Consider the following 18,115-nt stretch of genomic DNA (forward strand, 5'->3'; position numbering starts at 1 on the left):
ACCCGCTTCGGCGGGTTTTTTCATTTCCATTGTTCCGCCAAGGGGAAGTCAACTATGAGTCAGATTACGGTTCGTTCGGTGGTGTATCAGCTCGATGGCCAAACCTATGAAAGTCGCCTGGCCTTCGATACCCACCAGCAGGGCCCGCGCCCGGGTTTGCTGATGGCACCGAATTGGATGGGCGTAGGGGCTGGAGCCGAGGAAATCGCCAGGTCAGTGGCGGCGAACGGTTACGTGGTGCTGATTGCCGACCTGTACGGGCAAACGGTGCGCCCGAGCAATGCCGACGAGGCCGGTGCGGCGATGATGCCGCTCAAGAACGACCGGGCCTTGTTGCGCAAGCGCATGCAGGCCGCATTCGAGCAATTGCAAAGCCAGGGCGAAGCACAGGTCGACGTTTCGAAACTGGCCACGTTCGGCTTTTGCTTTGGCGGTTGCTGTTCCTTGGAACTGGCTCGCACCGGTGCGCCGCTCAAGGCCGCGATTTCGTTCCACGGCACCTTGGACACGCCGAACCCGGCCGATGCGCAGAACATCCAGGGCGCTGTCCTGGTGATGCACGGCGCCTCCGACCCGTTGGTGCCGAAAGAACAACTGCCGGCTTTCGAGGATGAAATGAACGCCGCTGGGGTGGATTGGCAACTGCTGAGCTATGGCGGTGCCGTGCACTCTTTTACCGACCCGCAGGCCAACGTGCCCGGCAAGATGATGTACAACGCCAAGGTTGCCGGGCGGGCGTTCCGCTCGATGCACAATTTGCTCGATGAAGTGTTCAAGGGCTGATTGCGCTGTCGTCTGTCTGATTGCTATCGCGAGCAAGCTCGCTCCCACACTGGCTCTAAGCGTTCGCAAATGCTGCGGGCACCTCGGTCAACTGTGGGAGCGAGCTTGCTCGCGATGGCTGCCTGACAGGCAACCCTGAAATCAGGGCAACTCGATCCGCTCGCTTTCCCCCGGCACAGTTGGCCAGTCTCCAGCCGCCCAGCGCCGGCGGGCCTCGTCTATCCGGGCCGGGTCGCTGGAGACGAAATTCCAGTTCATTCGCCGCGGCCCGTCCAAGGGCGCACCGCCGAACAGCACGGCATGGCAATCGCTGTCGGCCGACAGCGTCATTTCTTCTCCGGCGGGCAATATGACCAGCGAACGGGGCTCCAGTGGCTCACCGTCCAATTGCGCTTCACCGCCCAGGACATACAACGCGCGCTCTTCATGTTCCGTGGGAATCAGCAAGGTCGTCGCGGTTTGCAGGTGCAGTTCGGCATACAGCGTAGGCGACAGCACCGGCACCGGCGATTCCAGGCAAAAGCCTGACCCGGCGATCATGCGAATGCTGACGCCCAGGTTATCGCTGACCGGCAGGCTGTTGGCCGGATGATAACTGTAGTGTCCAGGGCCTTCTTCATGGGACTTGGGCGAGGCCAGCCAGACTTGCAGCCCATGCATGACAAAACCTCGTTTCACCAATGCCTGCGGCGTGCGTTCGACATGGGCAATCGCGCTGCCAGCGGTCATCCAACTGACGTCTCCGGCGTTGACCACCTGATCGGAACCGAGGCTGTCCTTGTGCTGGATCTGGCCCTCGAACAGGTAGGTGAGGGTGGACAGGCCGATATGTGGGTGCTGGCGGATGTTCATCCCTTTGCCCGCCGGGTAGGACGTCTGCAGCATATGGTCGAAAAACACGAAAGGTCCGACGCTACGGCATTTGGCGGACGGCAAGGGCCGAAGAATCGGCTGGCCTTCCACGTCCTCTGCACGGGGGCGAACGATCAGGGGAGCGGTCATGGTGTCTTCCAGGTTGAACGACGAATGGGCGAAGCATAACCCGAGCTTGCAACGGACGGCAGCGACGGCTTGAACCCAGGCGGGACGGCGGGGGTCTATGCTGCTCATGGCTTCTGGAGAGCGCCCGTGTCGATCCGTCTGATGTTCGCTTGTCTGCTGGCCATTGTGAGCAGCGCCGCCGTGGCTCGCGAATATGCCTACAGTGATGCGCACCTGCATTACGTTGATTTCTTCCAGGAAACCGCCGGCATGCCCAAGCTGCTCAAGGCGATGGCGGACAATCGCATCGAGCACGTGATGATTTCCGGCGTGCCCGTGGCGAAGAAATGGCACGAAGACGAACCCAAGCGTCCGCGTTATTACGCCGGTGACGATGCGGACGCCTATTGGTACAGCGCCACCGACGTGATCGTCGCTGCAGCGGTCTCCAAGCTCCCTGCTGAGCAACGCCAGCACTTCCATCCCTTCCTGTCAGGCTTCAACCCCAACGACAAAAACTCCGACGCCCACATCCAGCGCATGCTCGATCTCTATCCGGGGCTGTGGCAAGGCATCGGCGAAGTGTTTACCCGTCATGACGATCTGACGGCGCTGACCTCAGGCGACACGCCGCGCGCCAACAATGAGGCTATGACACGCATCTATCACTTGGCGGCGGAAAACGACCTGCCGGTGATGCTCCATTCCAATATCACCTCCAAGCGTGAGAAAAATCCGCTGTACCTGGCGGAAATCGAAGAGCCGTTGCGCAATCATCCGCACACACGGTTCATCTGGGCTCATGCTGGCACGAGCCTGGAGATTCACCGGCATCAGACCCAGCTGGATTTTCTGCTGCCTACTCTGACGCGGATGCTTGAGTCATACCCCAATCTATACATTGACCTGTCTTGGAGCCTGCTCACGCCGTATCTGCTGGACGAGGCGGGTAAGCCTCGCGATAAATGGCTAAAGCTCGTGGAGCGCTTCCCGGAGCGCTTCATGGTGGGGTCGGACGTGGTAGGACGATTCAACAAGTTGGGTAAGGAATTGCACGGCTTCGATCCGTTCCTCGATGCTTTGCCGGAAGACGTAGCGAGAAAAGTGGCGCGGGATAACTTCCTGGCGGTGTTGCCGCGCTCAGTGCCGCGTTGAGTTGCTTTTGTGGCGAGGGAGCTTGCTCCCGCTGGGCTACGCAGTAGCCCCAAAATCTGGCGACTGCTGCGCAGTCGAGCGGGAGCAAGCTCCCTCGCCACAGGTCAACCTTATCCCCGAGCTATCGGTGGCCTGGCCAACATCGCTCTGTCATCAGCCTGTCACCCCCGCGTCATACCCTCGCGCTCATCTCAATCAAGGAGCGCACCATGCACCTCACCCGTTCAAGCGCACTGCTCGCGTTGTTGTTGACCTGCGGCCTGGCCCAGGCTGAAGTCCGTGTCGAAGGCCCGGTGGAATATGGGGTCTTCGAAGGACCGAAGGCCGAGTTGCAGTCGGGCGAGCGGGTCCTGCGTCGCAGCAATGAGCAGATCCGCCAGACCGAAAGTGTTCCGGCCAAGCTGGGCACCAAATTTGGTATGCGCTATCAGTTGGCGGGCAAGATCGAGAATGACCAGCCGCTGACCTTGCTGTATTTCACCCCGGGTATCCGTACGCCCGATGGCGTGCGCCACGACAAGTTCGAGGTTATCCAGAAACTGGTGCCCGGCGCGCCCCAGGATGTCATGGCCTATGAATTCACTGAAAGCCACGAAGTGGTGCCGGGGGAGTGGCGGTTCATGGTGTTCCAGGGCGATCGGTTGCTGACGCAGCAGCGGTTTGTCGTGCGCTGAAGCGGAGTCAAATTTGAGGGCGAGCTTGTGTGGGAGCGAGCTTGCTCGCGATAGCGGTTGATCAGCCAACTTCGATATTGACTGATCCGGCCTCATCGCGAGCAAGCTCGCTCCCACAAAGGGATGCTCTCTGGCATCTGCGGTTTATTGAGCAGACAAAAAAAACGCCCCGAACCAGTCGGGGCGTTTTTGTGTGTGGCGTCGCGGCGGGGCTTACTTGCCCTGCCAGCGCTTCATCACCAGGGTAGCGTTGGTGCCACCGAAGCCGAAGCTGTTGCTCATCACGGTGTTGATGGTGGCATTTTCGCGAGTCTTGGTCAGGATCGGCAGGTCGGCCACTTCCGGGTCAAGCTCGTCGATGTTGGCGGAACCTGCCATGAAGTTGCCTTCCATCATCAGCATGCAGTAGATCGCTTCGTGAACGCCGGCGGCGCCCAGGGAGTGACCCGACAGGCTCTTGGTGGAGCTGATGGCCGGGGCCTTGTCGCCGAACACTTCACGTACGCCTTTCATCTCCGCGACGTCGCCGACCGGAGTCGAGGTGCCGTGGGTGTTCAGGTAGTCGATTGGCGTATCGACGGTGGACATGGCCATCTGCATGCAGCGCACGGCACCTTCGCCGCTTGGCGCGACCATGTCGTAGCCGTCGGAAGTGGCGCCGTAGCCGACGATTTCCGCATAGATTTTCGCGCCACGGGCGAGGGCGTGTTCCAGCTCCTCGACCACGACCATGCCGCCACCGCCGGCAATGACGAAACCGTCACGGTCGGCATCGTAGGCGCGGGAAGCGGTTTGCGGGGTGTCGTTGCGTTTGCTGGACAGGGCGCCCATCGCATCGAACAGGAACGACTGGCTCCAATGTTCTTCTTCACCGCCGCCGGCGAACACGATGTCTTGCTTGCCCATCTGGATCTGCTCGACCGCGGTGCCGATGCAGTGGGCACTGGTGGCGCAAGCGGAGGAGATCGAGTAGTTCAGGCCCTTGATCTTGAAAGGAGTGGCCAGGCACGCCGAAACGGTGCTGCCCATGGTCCGCGTGACGCGGTAAGGGCCGACGCGCTTGACGCCTTTCTCGCGCAGGATGTCCAGCGCTTCCATCTGGTTCAAGGTCGACGCGCCGCCCGAACCGGCGATCAGGCCAGTGCGCACGTTGGACACCTGCTCGTCGGTCAGGCCGGAGTCAGCGATGGCGTCTTTCATGGCCAGGTAGGCATAAGCCGCCGCGTGGCCGACGAAACGGTAGATCTTGCGATCGATCAGCTCTTCGAGGTTCAGGTCAATGGAGCCGGAAACCTGGCTACGCAGACCCATTTCGGCATATTCCGGGTTGTACCGGATGCCAGGGCGACTTGCACGCAGGTTAGCGGAGACGGTCTCTTTGTCATTGCCCAGGCACGAAACGATGCCCAGACCAGTGATAACGACGCGGCGCATGCGGATAACCCTTAGAAGTTGTCAGTGGAGGTGAAAACGCCGACCCGAAGGCCTTCGGCGGTGTAGATCTCGCGACCATCCACGGCAACCGAACCATCGGCAATGGCCATGTTCAGCTTGCCCTTGAGGACGCGTTTGATATGAATGTTATAGGTGATCTTCTTCGCAGTCGGCAGTACCTGACCGAAGAACTTCACTTCGCCCGAACCCAGGGCGCGACCGCGGCCTGGCAGGCCCTGCCAGCCGAGGAAGAAGCCGACCAGTTGCCACATGGCGTCGAGGCCCAGGCAGCCGGGCATCACCGGGTCACCTTCGAAGTGACAGGCGAAGAACCACAGGTCTGGAGTGATATCCAGCTCGGCGACCAATTCACCTTTGCCGTACTTGCCACCCTCATCGCTGATATGGGTGATGCGATCAACCATCAGCATGTTGGGGGCGGGCAGTTGCGCGTTACCAGGGCCGAACAGCTCACCGCGACTGCAGCGCAGCAGATCTTCCCGAGTAAAGGCGTTTTGTTTGGTCATGCGAGCTCCTCAATAGTCCCATGCGGCAGGGTGGGGCAAATCTTCCCGGCCGATCGAAGCGTTCATGCCTCGAGTCGGCAGCCTACTCATAGACTATTGCGTTGTAGTGAAAGTCACAGCACACGGGAAATGAATGTACACCTGTGCACTGAAATTGTTATTCCTGTCCCGCTCGAGGCGTGTCCGGGTGCCTAAGACTGCCGCACTTTCGCCTTTCACGCCAGTCGCAGATAGTCCAAGGCCCCGTATTTACCCTACCCAGCGTTGCAGAGTCTGCTGCAAGTCAATTCGCTTGAAGGGTTTGGCCAGGTAATCGTTCATGCCTGCCGCCAGGCAGGCTTCACGGTCGCCCTGCAATGCATTGGCCGTCAGGGCGATGATGGGGACGTCGGTGCAGCCCGGCAATTGGCGGATCTGCCGGGTGGCTTCGTAGCCATCGATGACCGGCAGCCGACAGTCCATCAGGATCGCTTCGAAAATCAGGCTCTCTGCGCTGCGTACGGCCTGGGCGCCATCGGTGGCGACGCTGACCTTGAAGCCCAGGCTGCGCAGCATGGCTTCGATCACCGTCTGGTTCACCGGGTTGTCTTCTACCAGCAGGACATTGCGGCCTTCTCCATCACCGCTTCCGCCGGGCAGGCGTGGGGGCAGCAACGGCGGAGGAGCCAGGCGAGACAGGGCCAGGGGGATCTCCAGCGTAAACACCGAGCCCTGGCCTTCCTCGCTCTGGGCTCGCAGCGTGCCGCCCATGCGTTCGGCCAGGGTGCGGGCGATCGGCAAGCCCAGGCCCGTACCGCCGTAGCGCCGGGAAATCGAACTGTCGGCCTGCTGGAACGCGTCGAACATCCGCTCCAGGCTCTCGGCCGAGATGCCGATGCCACTGTCACGCACCGTGCAGGTGAACCAGAGCAGTTCGTGGTCCAGGGCCTGCCATTGGCATTGCACGGTAACGCGGCCCTGGTCGGTGAACTTCAGCGCGTTGCCGATCAGGTTCACCAGGATCTGCCGGATCCGCGTCGGGTCGCCTTGTACCTGCAGCGGCTTCATGTCGTCGGGGATCAGCAGGTCCAGGCCCAGCTTGCGCTGCGCGGCGCTGTGCTGGAACGATTGGGCGCAACTGCCGACCAGCTCCGCCAGGTTGAACGCAATGTGTTCCAGCTCCAGTGCCGAACGTTCGATGCGCGAAAAATCGAGAATGTCGTTGATCACCTTCAACAGGTGCTCGGTGGATTCCGAAGCCAGCGCGGTGTACTCGTGCTGTTCATCGGTCATGTGGGTGGTTTCCAGCAGTTGCAGCATGCCCAGGACGCCGTTCATCGGCGTGCGCAGTTCATGGCTCATCATCGCCAGGAATTCGGACTTGGCGCTGTTGGCTTTTTCCGCTTCTTCCCGGGTCTTGATCAACTGGGTCATGGCCTGGTGCTGTTCACGGCTGGCCTGCTCCAGCCCATCGGCGAGGTTGTTGATGTGCCGTGACAAAGCCCCCAGTTCGCCGTCGTCGACGATGGGCAGCGGGGCGTTGTAGTCGCCTTGCTGGATCGCCTTGACCGCGTTGCCGATGTCGCGGATCGGCCGTGACAGGTCGGCCGCCAGGCGCCGCGCCACCAGGAACGTGAACAGCAGGGCGAACAACGCCAGGATCGCCGCCTTGAGCAGGATCTCCTGCTGCCGCTGGCTGAAGGCGTCATTGGACATGCCGACGATTACCCGGCCCAGATAATCTTCGCCGGGCCTTTCGGTGGTCGGATTGTTGCCTTGCAGGAAGTCATTGTTCAGGGCAATGCGCTGCAGGCGAACCGGGGCCTGGAACACTTCGACCTGTTGTGAATGATTGCGGGTCTGGGCCGGTTGCTCGACGTATACAAGGACCCGCTCCGTGCGGTCCTGGACTTCGAGGAATCGCACATGGGGCGTTGCCAGGGTCGCGGTGAGCAGGCTTTCCAGCACTTCGTTGTTGCCGGAAATGACGCCGTATTCCGCTGCCGGAGCCAGTTGGTTGGCGATCAGTTGTCCGGTGTGGTTGAGTTCCTGGCGCAAGTCCTGGATCCGCACGAAAGTGAAGAAACCGATCAGCAACACGGTCAGCAATAATGCCGGGCCGAGGGCGATGAGCTGGGTGCGGGTGTGGATATCCCAACGACGGCGCAAGGTCATGGGCGGTGTTCTCCTTCTGCCAACTGCGCAGCGACGGATTCGGCATCGATCGGTTCGATCCCCAGGGAGCGGGCGACCTGTTGATTGCTCAAGACTTTGAAGCGGGCCGGGTACAGGCTGCGCGGCCAGGTGGTGGCGGGGCGGTCGAGCAGATCGTCGAGAATCGCCAGCCAGTCTTCCTGGTCGCTGTAGGTGCTGGCCAGGCTGCCGGCCTTGACGAAGGCCGGGCTCGGGCCGATCAGCGCGCGTTGCCGGGCATAACTGCTGAGCAACAGGTTCTTCACCGTCTTGGGGTTGTACAGGTCGGGATCATCCAGGCCGAGCAACACGTCGCTTTGGCCCAGCAGGTTCTGCAACGGGCGGCTGTCACTGCTGTCGTCCCAGCGCTCGCCGACAATTTCCAGACCCAGGGCAGGCGCTGCCTGATTGGCATCCTTGAGTAAAAACTCGCTGTGCTTGTCGAACAGTATGCCGACCCGTCGCACTTGCGGCAGGACCTGGCGGATCAGGCGCAGTTGCCGCGCCATCGGCGGATCGCTCCAGAGCAGGCTCAGTTGCTCGGGCGTTGCATCGCCAAGGCGGTCGCGGGCTTGCTGGCGACTGATCCGCAGCACCAGGGTGGCCGGTCCGTGGATCTTCTGCAGGCGCCAATCGAGGCTCGGCAAATCCAGCAGCACCAGGCGCAGGTCGCCGGGTAACCGGTCCGGCGTCGGCAGGCTGGCCAGCGGGGCAAAGCGTACATTGTCGTAGGGGCGTCGGGCCTGCAAGGCTTGGGTAAACGACTGCACGCCGGGGCTATCCTGGGCGCCGGTCAACAAGATCTCGGCAGCCCGGGCCTCGGTGACGGTCAGCAGACTGGCAAAAGCCAGCCACGGCAACAGCCACAGGCGGCCACGGAATGGCGTCTTGCGTGGTTGGCCCCGAGACATCTAGAAGGACAACTCTGCGCTGAAATACAGGACGTGACGGGAGTCGTAGCGATTGTCGACGTAAGTGGTCGGTTGATCGTCGAGCCGCTGTTGCATCACCCCCGCCAGCTCCAGGCTGGCCTTGCCCAAGGGGATTCGCCTGGCGAGGCGGGTGTCGACTCGCTCGTAGCGGTAGCCATTGAGGGCATCGGCAGCGTAGTAGAAGACCGCGCTGTTCCAACCTTTGCCCCAATCGCGCAGCCAGCCGGCGGAACCGCTGTTGCGGGCGGTCAGTTGTTCGTCGAGGGGATTGCTCGCCAGGGCATCGACGTAGGCGTAGGTCAGGCGCAGCCGATCGGTTAGGGTCACGCGCCAGTCCAGTTGGGTCTCGGCACCGGTGAACTGTGATTCGTTGCTGTTGCTGGCGATGTATTGGTTGTTGCGCAGGGGTTCGCTGATCATCCCGGTGATTTCGTCATGGAACAGCTTCACATCCATTGTCAGGCCAAGGTCCATGAAATAGCCGTTGTAACCCAGCTCTCGGGAGCGCATGTGCTCTTGATCCAGATTCCCCGGGCCGCGCGTGCGCACGAAATAGCGTGCGCTGTCCTGACCGAATGCGGCGGGCTTCAGGTTGGTGACCTGATAGCTCCAATTGACGTTGTTTTCGAACATGTCCGGTGAACGCACCGCCTCGGAATATACCGCCCGCAGTCCGTGTCGCGGGGTGATCAGGTAGTTGACCGCCATCCGCGGCGTCAGCGAACTGCCGGTCAGGTGCGTATCTTCGAACATCGCGCCGCCCTGCAGCAGCCAATGTTCGCTGGCTCGCCATTCGAGCTGGCCGAACAAGCGGTAGGTGGTGTCGTCCAGGGTGCCATTGAAGTAGGTCTCCGAGTCGGCCCGGTCGTAGCGATAATTCGCCCCGGTGACCAGCCGCAGGCTGTCGGACAGGCTGAGGGTGTCCTGGATCTCCAGGTCATAGCGCGACTCCCGGGCGCTTTGGTCGATGTCGCCGCACAGTGTTTGGGAAGCACCGTTGCGCCATTGATCAAGTACCTGATTGGCCAGCGCCTGTTCCTGTGCGGTACCGGCGGGAACCCCGGTCGTCAGGGAACCGGGAATACTGCGCGCCAGCTTCTCGGCATAGTTGGGGTTGAGTTGCCACAGGTCGGTCAATTGCGGGCTGAAGGACACCTCTGCGTCACAGGCGCGCCAGGTTTGCTGGCGATCCCAATGCTGGATCGAGCCTTGTACATAGAGACTGTGATTGGGGTTCAGATCCAGGTTCCAGCGCAGCGAACCGGCGTAATCCTTGGCGATGACGTCGGAGTTATCCCCAGCCGCTGTAATCCCGGCGAACACGGGACGATAGGTGTAGGGCCGCTGATTGGTCCCGTCCTTGGCGTTCAATTGCCAATCGATGCTCTGGGATTCGTCCAGGGTATGGCTGACGGACAGGTTGAAGCGGTCCAGTCGTCGACTGTCGCGGTAATCGGCGCCGTTGCGGTCACTGTCGAAACCGTCGTCTTCCTGGCCGGACAGCGAGAGCCGGAAATCGCCGTTTTCCCAACCGCTGCCTTGACTGGCGTACCAGTCGCCGATCCCCCGCTGGCCCCGGGTGATCTTCAGTCGGGTGCCGTGGCTGTCGGCCGGGGAGCGGGTGATGATGTTGACTACCGCCATCAGCGCGTTGGCACCGTAGCTGACGGTGTTCGGGCCCCGGAAGACTTCGATCCGGTCGATGTCTTCCATGGCGACCGGAATATCACTCCAGTCCACCGTTGCCAGGCCGGCGCGATACACCGAACGGCCATCGATCAGCACCTGCATGCGCCGCGCTTCGCTGGCGTTGCTCCCGTGGTAATTGACGGTGGCCTGGTTGCCGCTGAGATTGCCGACCATCATGCCCGGCACCAGGCGCAACAGTTCGCTGATGTCCCGGGCGCCGCTGGCCTTGATCAATTCACGGTCGAGTACGGTCATGCTGCCCGGCACTGCGGCCGGCGACTGTTTCAGGCGCGTGGCGGTCAACACCTGGGGCACGGCCTGGCTGTCCACGAACAAATCGTCGGCCACCACCGGCGGACTGATGATCAGCGCCAATAGCAGTGAAGAACCTGGACGGAAGGGGCCAACAAACACGGCACAGCCTTGGATAACGAAAGGATGGCAGGCATGTTAACCGAGCCGAACGACTTTTCCATTCACGTTGACAGCATTTTCCTGGGAAATGATGGTCAGCTTGCTACAGCGATGGGTAATTACTGACGGGGCTGGTCGTGGTCCGGCCGCTCCGTATAATGCCCCGCATTGCCACTTGGTACGGAAGAACGGATTGCATATGACTGAACAGCGCCCGATTGCGGTCCTGGGAGGCGGGAGTTTCGGCACTGCCGTGGCTAACCTGCTGGCGGAAAACGGCCACGCGGTGCGCCAATGGATGCGTGACCCCGAGCAGGCCGAGGCCATCCGGGTCAACCGAGAGAATCCGCGTTACCTCAAAGGCATCAAGGTCCGGCCTGAAGTGGAGCCGGTCACTGACTTGCAGGCAACACTCGAAGGCAGCGACTTGTTCTTCGTCGCCCTGCCTTCCAGCGCCTTGCGCTCGGTGTTGGCGCCCCATGCCGAACGCTTGAGCGGCAAAATGCTCGTGAGCCTGACCAAAGGCATCGAGGCGCAGACTTTCAAGCTGATGAGCGAGATTCTCGAGGAGATCGCCCCCAAGGCGCGAATCGGCGTGATCTCCGGGCCGAACCTGGCGCGCGAGATCGCCGAGCATGCCCTGACCGCCACCGTGGTCGCCAGCGAAGATGAAGAACTGTGCCAGCGTGTCCAGGCCGCACTGCATGGCCGCACGTTCCGCGTCTATGCCAGCGCGGATCGTTTCGGCGTGGAGCTGGGCGGGGCGCTGAAGAATGTCTACGCGATCATCGCCGGCATGGCGGTCGCCCTGGGCATGGGCGAGAACACCAAAAGCATGCTGATCACCCGGGCGCTGGCGGAAATGACCCGTTTCGCCGTCAGCCAGGGCGCCAATCCGATGACCTTCCTCGGGCTGGCCGGGGTGGGCGACCTGATTGTCACCTGCTCTTCGCCTAAAAGCCGCAACTACCAGGTCGGCTTCGCCTTAGGACAAGGCCTGAGCCTGGACGAGGCCGTGTCGCGCCTGGGTGAAGTGGCCGAAGGGGTCAACACCCTTAAGGTGCTCAAGGCCAAGTCCCAGGAGGCTGGCGTGTACATGCCGCTGGTCGCCGGTCTGCATGCGATCCTCTTTGAAGGGCGCACGCTGGAGCAGGTGATCGAACTGTTGATGCGTGGCGAACCCAAGACCGACGTTGATTTTATTTCCACCAGCGGTTTCAACTGATTCCCATGACCGCAAGCAGGAGCGAACCATGAACGATCCGAAAGGGCAGCCTCAATACGAATCCATCCTGCTGCGCGTGCTGTGGATGGTGATTTACCTGTTGGTCTGGCAGGTGGCGCAATTCATCCTCGGCGCCGTGGTGCTGGTGCAATTGATCTATCGGCTGATCTACGGCGCACCGAGCGCCAGCCTGATGAATTTTGGCGACAGCGTGAGCCAGTTCCTCGCGCAGATCGGCCGCTTTGGCACCTTCCACAGTGACCAGAAACCTTGGCCATTCGCCGACTGGCCGACCCCACGCACACCGGAAGGCGAAGCGCCCCACGCCGTGGCGCCGGCACCGCACCCGGTCCGGGACGAGGAGCCGAAGTTATGAAACTGTGGGTATTGCGTCATGGCGAGGCCGAGCCCCACGGGGCCCGTCCCGATCCGGAGCGGGTGTTGACGATCCATGGTCGCGAAGAAGTGCTGCTCAGCGCCGGTCGATTGATGGGCGAACCGTTGCGGGCCATTTATGCCAGCCCTTACGCGCGCGCGCAGCAGACCGCGCAACTGGTGCGCGAGGCCCTCGGATTCGAGCCTGAATTGATCACCGTGAACTGGTTGACGCCGGAGACCCGTCCGGCCGAGGTGTTGAAGCACCTGGACGATCAGGACAACGTTCTGCTGGTCAGCCATAACCCGCTGGTGGGCAGCCTGCTGGGCTTTTTGCAGCACGGTCACTTGCAGCAACCGGAACAGGTCGCAACGGCTGGCCTGGCCGAGCTGGAAGGTGATCTGCCGCTGGCCGGCGCGATGAAGCTCAAGAGCCTCAGGCATCCCTGAAACAAACGGTTCCAAGCAAAACAAACATCACAAAGGAACGGCAACGATGAGTCTGTGGCGCACCACTCCGAATATCGAACAACTGAATGCCGCTGGTAAAAACACCATCAGCGAAGTGCTGGACATTCGTTTCGAGTCTTTCGACGACGAGTCCCTGACCGCGAGCATGGTCGTCGATCACCGTACTCATCAGCCATTTGGCCTGCTGCATGGCGGCGCGTCGGTGGTGCTGGCCGAAACGGTCGGTTCCATGGCCGCCTACCTGTGCGTGGACACCAGCAAGTTCTACTGCGTAGGCCTGGAGATCAATGCCAACCACCTGCGCGGCGTGCGCAGCGGACGAGTCACGGCCACGGCCCGCTCGGTTCACCTGGGGCGCACCACCCAGGTCTGGGACATCCGCCTGGTCAATGATGACGGCAAGGTCAACTGCGTATCGCGCCTGACCATGGCGGTGGTGCCGTTGGGGGAAAATCCGCGTGCATCCTGAGGTTCAGTGGCCATGAGGGCAGGCAAGCATTTAAAGGTGCTTAGCCTGTTTTCTTATAGACGTATTGGTGCGGCTGCAATTTCACGGTGTTCGGCACCAATACCTGAGGTCGATAAAGGCTGTTCATCAGTGTTTCGGCCGGTATATCAATAAGAGTGTCCGATGGGGTTTCCGCATAGGTCAGGACGTCGATCATGACGTTGATCCCCATCCCACGGATCATATCTTCGCCGACAAACATTGCGCGAAGGCGTTGAGTGTTTTCATCTGCGCCATCCCTCATAGCGAAATCAACCGTGTAATCATACTTATCCTCTACCCAGGGAGGGGCCTCTTTCGGCCTCATTCCAGGCTGAAGGATGTCCAGGGTCTGAAGCATGGAGGTTTCCAACTGCCCACTGTCCTGCAGCGCGGATAGCGGCGTTCTGTAGCGTTGATCACCGAAGCGGCTGCTGGGCTTCACCGGCTTCTGCGATGCCTCTAACGAAAAAAAGACAAAGTCATCGGTTGCCAGCTCCTCCAGGTCATCCTCGTGTGTATTTTCTGTGCTGAACGCTAGGCCACGATTGAGCAGTTGTTTTCTGGAGAAGAGTTCAACGACATTGTCTTCCTGGCGTAGATCCTGGTTTGAAAAGTGAACGATATGAAATGGCTTGGCATTGAATGGACCCAGGAAAAATTTATCGGCGTTCTCCAGATCGATGTGCTCTTCAAGTTTCGTTTCAAGGCGTGTGATGTTGTATTTCGATAGTTTCTGAAAGGCCATGAAAGGGTTGGACGTTGCACCAAGCTCCTTCCATGCTTCTCCTCGCGTCAGGGCATGGTTGAAGGCCGCGATGGCTTCCTCAGTGATCTGCCCGTCGCTATCAAGAAAGGTCACAGGGTTGTTTTGAACAAACCGAAAGAGATTCAGACCGTCAACGGTCCCAGCCGGGTCGGCATTGATCCAGCGCCCCAGCCAAGGCGCGTAATACCGCTGTCCGTAATAGTACAACCCCGTGGCATCGCGCTCCTGGCCGGAGTATCGCCGGGTCTTGTAGCTCGCTTGAACTTTGTCCGGGCCTGCCCACCACGACGTGCCTCCGTAGGGGTAGTACATTTCCTCGCTGACCAGGTTGGCGCGGTCATCGAGCTCCAACGTACTGGAGCCCAGGTGATTCGTCAGGTTGTAATGGTATTGATCGGCGTGCGGGGATCCTGATTTCCAATGCAGGACCTGCACGGCGCAACGTCCTGCTTGTACCGAAATGACATGGACCTCCTCGGAAGGCGAGGTGCGGATCTCCAGGCTGGGCAAGTAGCGCACCTCATGGGTGCGCGTGAGGGCTGTGTAGGTCAGGCGAACTTTGCGCTTGCGCTGGCCAGTTCCGTCGTAGACATAGATTTCGCTGTCATTAGGTGCGTCCTCACGCACCACTTGATCAACCTGGCGCAGGCGATTGCTTAAACTCCAGGTCAAATCCTGGCCCGCCAATAATTGTGTCCTGTTGCCATTGGCATCGAACCCGGCAGTGATTTCATCCTCGTCGGGCAAACTGCCGTCGGCTTTCTGCTCCAGTGCGCGGTTGCTGTATTTCGAAATCGTCGTTCGTTGTGTCCAGCCGTGGCTGGCAGCGGTATGCACCAGCGTCGTGAGATTGCCACCGTCGTCGTAGCTGTAGACCTGCCGATAATTCTCCAGTTGTCCCGGATCGGGAGGCGAAACGAAAACCGGCTCTTGTGGGCCGTTGTGGCTACCGATACGTTGCCAGCCAGTCGCCTTGATCAGTTGGTAAAGACTGTCGTAGACGTACGACTGGACCGGCTCGATCTTCTGGTTACGAAAGAAGCGGGTGTCCCGCGTCGCGTCTCTGATGCTGAGGATATTGCCGACACGATCATAACCATAGGCCAGGTCCTGCAACGGTGGCTGACCCACGAGGCCGGCCTTGACATTCATCAGGCGACCGTCACGTGGGTCGTACACTGCCTCGCTGACAACGCCGTTACCGGCGGTCTGCCGTTCGACATTGCCGTTCACGTCGTAGCGAATGTCGTTCAGCAGCGATGTCTCGTGCGTTTGCCCCGCGAGTTTCAAGCGAACTTGCCGGAGCTGGCCGGCGATATCCAGATCCGATTGCTGGATGTTGTCTTGCGCATCTGCTTGCAGGATTGCGTTGCCCAAGGCGTTATAAGCGATGCGAGCGGTCGCTCCAATGCCAGTCTCATTCAACAGATCCCTGTCTGCCTCATCGATGGGCCAGTCCGGCTCGTTCAGCTCCTGGAGGAAATGCCGGGTTTGCGAAACGACCCCGCCCGTCAGGGCATATTGGTTGAACAGGACCGTGCCCGCATCATCATCGTGGCGGATCAATCGGCCGCATTGATTGCGCGAGGCTAGCTCAGGGGCGTTTCCCCCGTAGGCGTAGAACGCATTTTTTCTGGCATGCGAGCCTTGAGCCTGTTCAATGGTTCTGACGGGGCGCAACAGCGTGTCATATTCGGTTTGCGCCTGGGTGTGCAAGCTGTCCCAGCCAACCAGATGCTGACCGGCCAAGCCTAAGAATGCCAGGCGATAACCCGCATCGACATTGTCGGTAAAGAGCGCCGCGCCCGTGAGGCTGAAGACGGTTCTCAGGTTGGGGCGGACATCCGGCTCGGTCTCAAGCAACTTGAACAGGCGGGGGTCGTAGTTGAGCACCGCGTGTCCGGCGACATCATGGATATGGCGATGGATCCGGGCTTCGGGCATCGTTGCCGGATCATTGCGAAAGTATGCTACCGAGGCGATGCCCAGTCCTCGGGCGTCTTGCACGGAAACGGTCGGTGTCTTGGCATGCATGCAATTCCCCTCGGACAAAGTGTCGCCACCGCTGTAGTTATTGCCAAGCCGATATAAGCGTCAACTGTAAGGTCTGACAGGTGCCAAGGGAGAATCGATAATCGATAATCGATAATCGATGGAGCGACGCTGTCATCATTCCTGTCAGTTACGGTCATTGCCGCGCCGCCGGGTTCTGCGGACAATCGGTCGCAGTTCTCGCAATGGATCGGTCAACATGTCGCAACCGGTGTTTTTCGCCCACGCCAATGGTTTCCCCTCGGCCACGTACGGCAAGCTGTTCGCCGCGCTGGCGCCGCAATACCAGGTCGCGCATCTGGAATTGCACGGCCATGACCCGCGGTTCCCGGTCGATGACAACTGGAATAACCTGGTGGACGAGCTGATTCATCATCTGGAGCAGCAACCGGAACCGGTGTGGGGTGTGGGGCATTCCTTGGGTGGCGTGTTGCACTTGCACGCGGCGTTGCGCAGCCCTCGGTTGTATCGGGGCGTGGTCATGCTTGATTCTCCGGTGCTGACCCGTGTGGATCGCTGGCTGATCCTGGCCGCCAAACGCCTGGGCTTCATCGATCGCCTGACCCCGGCGGGGCGAACCCTGGGGCGGCGGGAAGAGTTCAGCGACCTGGAGTCGGCGCGGTCTTATTTTGCCGGCAAGACGCTTTTTCGCGGTTTCGATCCGGAGTGCTTCGAAGCGTACCTGCAACATGGCTTGCAGACGGTGGGCGATCGGTTGCGACTGCGCTTTGACCCCGCCACGGAAATCAGCATCTATCGCGGCGTGCCGCACACCAACCCTGGACGGGCCCGAAAACTTGAAATCCCGCTGGCGGTGGTGCGGGGGCGGCAGAGTCGGGTGGTGATGCGTCACCACGCCCGGTCGGTGGATCGCATGCCCTTCGGTGAATCGCTGAGTATGCCTGGCGGCCACATGTTTCCTCTGGAGCGTCCAGTGGACACCGCCAATCTGCTCAAGGATCTCTTCCAGCGCTGGGAAGGAGTCGCCCATGAGCGTCGTTGAAGAAGTCCGCCTGAGCCTGCCTCATATCGAATTGGCGGCTCATCTGTTCGGGCCCGAAGATGGTCGCCCGGTAATCGCCTTGCATGGCTGGCTGGACAACGCCAACAGTTTCGCCCGGCTGGCGCCCCGGTTGGAAGGCGTGCGGGTGATCGCCCTGGACATGGCCGGCCACGGTCATTCCGGGCACCGCCCGCCTGGTGCCGGCTATGCGCTGTGGGACTATGCCCACGATGTTCTGCAAGTGGCCGAGCAACTGGGCTTGAAGCGTTTTGCCCTGCTGGGCCATTCCATGGGAGCCATTGTCTCGCTGGTGCTGGCCGGGTCGTTGCCGGAACGTATCACCCACCTGGGCCTGATCGATGGTGTGATCCCTCCTACGGCGAAAGGCGATAATGCGGCGGAGCGCATGGGCATGGCCTTACAAGCGCAGTTGGATTTGCAGCAAAAACGCAAACCCGTCTACAAAACCCTCGACCGTGCGATCGAAGCCCGGATGAAAGGGCTGGTGGCGGTCAGCCGCGAGGCCGCCGAGTTGCTGGCCCAGCGCGGCTTGATGCCAGTGCCGGGAGGCTACACCTGGCGCACCGACAATCGCCTGACCTTGCCCTCGCCGCTGCGCCTGACCGACGAACAGGCCATGGCCTTCGTGGCGCGGATCGCTTGTCCTGCTCATCTGGTCGTGGCGGCGGACGGTATGCTGGCCCACCACCCGGAGCTGCTGGAACGTCTACCCTTCAGTCATGAACAACTGCCTGGCGGCCATCATTTGCACCTGAACGATGAGTCCGGGGCGGCGCTTGTAGCAGACTGTTTCAATCGGTTCTTCAGCGTTTCTTGACTTGCGCCGGGCAAGTGTCGAGGCTGGGCGGGTTGAAAGGGAGCCAACCATGACTGATATCCGTCCACTCGCCTTGCTGCGCATTGACGAACGCCTTTGCGTCGCGCGGATCCAGGCGAAGCCGATCCAATGAA

At 60.8% G+C, this 18,115-nt stretch carries 16 protein-coding genes; 9 read left to right on the plus strand and 7 right to left on the minus strand.

What is annotated here, in order from left to right; translation table 11 throughout:
* Window positions 1–54 precede the first annotated feature (54 nt).
* On the plus strand, window positions 55–783 hold the full coding sequence (locus FHK92_RS21475) for a dienelactone hydrolase family protein (protein WP_030138339.1): 729 nt from the start codon (window positions 55–57) through the stop codon (window positions 781–783).
* Between the two features lie 141 nt (window positions 784–924).
* Here FHK92_RS21475 and FHK92_RS21480 read toward each other — a convergent pair whose 3' ends face one another.
* A complete protein-coding gene (locus tag FHK92_RS21480) occupies window positions 925–1,785 on the minus strand; it encodes a pirin family protein (RefSeq protein WP_181289839.1) in 861 nt (286 codons plus the stop codon).
* Window positions 1,786–1,926: 141 nt separating this feature from the next.
* Here FHK92_RS21480 and FHK92_RS21485 point away from each other — a divergent pair, with 141 nt between their 5' ends.
* Both FHK92_RS21485 and FHK92_RS21490 read left to right on the plus strand, forming a co-directional pair.
* Window positions 1,927–2,919: an amidohydrolase family protein gene (locus FHK92_RS21485; protein WP_181289944.1), complete on the plus strand. Its 993-nt coding sequence runs from the start codon at window positions 1,927–1,929 to the stop codon at window positions 2,917–2,919.
* Between the two features lie 209 nt (window positions 2,920–3,128).
* Window positions 3,129–3,593 carry a DUF3859 domain-containing protein gene (locus tag FHK92_RS21490; RefSeq protein ID WP_030138342.1) on the plus strand — a complete coding sequence of 155 codons (465 nt, stop codon included), beginning with the start codon at window positions 3,129–3,131 and terminating at the stop codon, window positions 3,591–3,593.
* A gap of 213 nt (window positions 3,594–3,806) precedes the next feature.
* Here FHK92_RS21490 and fabB read toward each other — a convergent pair whose 3' ends face one another.
* From fabB to FHK92_RS21515, 5 genes are all read right to left on the minus strand, one after another.
* Window positions 3,807–5,027 (minus strand): beta-ketoacyl-ACP synthase I, encoded by a 1,221-nt coding sequence (gene fabB, locus FHK92_RS21495; protein WP_181289840.1) that lies wholly within the window; start codon window positions 5,025–5,027, stop codon window positions 3,807–3,809.
* An 11-nt stretch (window positions 5,028–5,038) separates the two neighbouring features.
* A complete protein-coding gene (gene fabA, locus FHK92_RS21500) occupies window positions 5,039–5,554 on the minus strand; it encodes a 3-hydroxyacyl-[acyl-carrier-protein] dehydratase FabA (RefSeq protein WP_030138344.1) in 516 nt (171 codons plus the stop codon).
* Between the two features lie 249 nt (window positions 5,555–5,803).
* Entirely contained in the window at window positions 5,804–7,708 is a 1,905-nt protein-coding gene (locus FHK92_RS21505) for an ATP-binding protein (protein WP_181289841.1), read from the minus strand.
* Window positions 7,705–8,637 carry an ABC transporter substrate-binding protein gene (locus FHK92_RS21510; protein WP_181289842.1) on the minus strand — a complete coding sequence of 311 codons (933 nt, stop codon included), beginning with the start codon at window positions 8,635–8,637 and terminating at the stop codon, window positions 7,705–7,707. The genes FHK92_RS21505 and FHK92_RS21510 overlap by 4 nt, the downstream gene beginning before the upstream one ends.
* On the minus strand, window positions 8,638–10,761 hold the full coding sequence (locus FHK92_RS21515) for a TonB-dependent receptor plug domain-containing protein (protein ID WP_181289843.1): 2,124 nt from the start codon (window positions 10,759–10,761) through the stop codon (window positions 8,638–8,640).
* Between the two features lie 199 nt (window positions 10,762–10,960).
* Between FHK92_RS21515 and FHK92_RS21520 the strand changes: the two genes are divergently transcribed.
* Genes FHK92_RS21520 through FHK92_RS21535 form a run of 4 tightly spaced genes read left to right on the plus strand, consistent with a single transcriptional unit; the run spans window position 10,961 to window position 13,301 of the window.
* On the plus strand, window positions 10,961–11,986 hold the full coding sequence (locus FHK92_RS21520; protein ID WP_181289844.1) for an NAD(P)H-dependent glycerol-3-phosphate dehydrogenase: 1,026 nt from the start codon (window positions 10,961–10,963) through the stop codon (window positions 11,984–11,986).
* A 28-nt stretch (window positions 11,987–12,014) separates the two neighbouring features.
* Entirely contained in the window at window positions 12,015–12,362 is a 348-nt protein-coding gene (locus tag FHK92_RS21525; protein ID WP_181289845.1) for a DUF4389 domain-containing protein, read from the plus strand.
* A complete protein-coding gene (gene sixA, locus FHK92_RS21530; RefSeq protein ID WP_181289846.1) occupies window positions 12,359–12,811 on the plus strand; it encodes a phosphohistidine phosphatase SixA in 453 nt (150 codons plus the stop codon). The genes FHK92_RS21525 and sixA overlap by 4 nt, the downstream gene beginning before the upstream one ends.
* Window positions 12,812–12,857: 46 nt before the next feature.
* Window positions 12,858–13,301, plus strand: a complete 444-nt coding sequence (locus tag FHK92_RS21535) for a hotdog fold thioesterase (protein WP_181289847.1) — start codon at window positions 12,858–12,860, stop codon at window positions 13,299–13,301.
* A 40-nt stretch (window positions 13,302–13,341) separates the two neighbouring features.
* Here FHK92_RS21535 and FHK92_RS21540 read toward each other — a convergent pair whose 3' ends face one another.
* Window positions 13,342–16,122, minus strand: coding sequence for an RHS repeat domain-containing protein (locus FHK92_RS21540; protein WP_181289848.1), 2,781 nt, complete (start codon window positions 16,120–16,122; stop codon window positions 13,342–13,344).
* Between the two features lie 217 nt (window positions 16,123–16,339).
* On the opposite strand from FHK92_RS21540, the gene FHK92_RS21545 reads away from it, so the two are divergent.
* Window positions 16,340–17,143, plus strand: coding sequence for an alpha/beta fold hydrolase (locus FHK92_RS21545; RefSeq protein ID WP_181289849.1), 804 nt, complete (start codon window positions 16,340–16,342; stop codon window positions 17,141–17,143).
* Window positions 17,130–17,981: an alpha/beta hydrolase gene (locus tag FHK92_RS21550; RefSeq protein ID WP_181289850.1), complete on the plus strand. Its 852-nt coding sequence runs from the start codon at window positions 17,130–17,132 to the stop codon at window positions 17,979–17,981. Before FHK92_RS21545 ends, FHK92_RS21550 begins: the two co-directional genes overlap by 14 nt.
* Window positions 17,982–18,115: the final 134 nt, after the last annotated feature.

It is taken from the genome of Pseudomonas brassicacearum subsp. neoaurantiaca, assembly GCF_013608025.1.
Lineage (GTDB): Bacteria > Pseudomonadota > Gammaproteobacteria > Pseudomonadales > Pseudomonadaceae > Aquipseudomonas.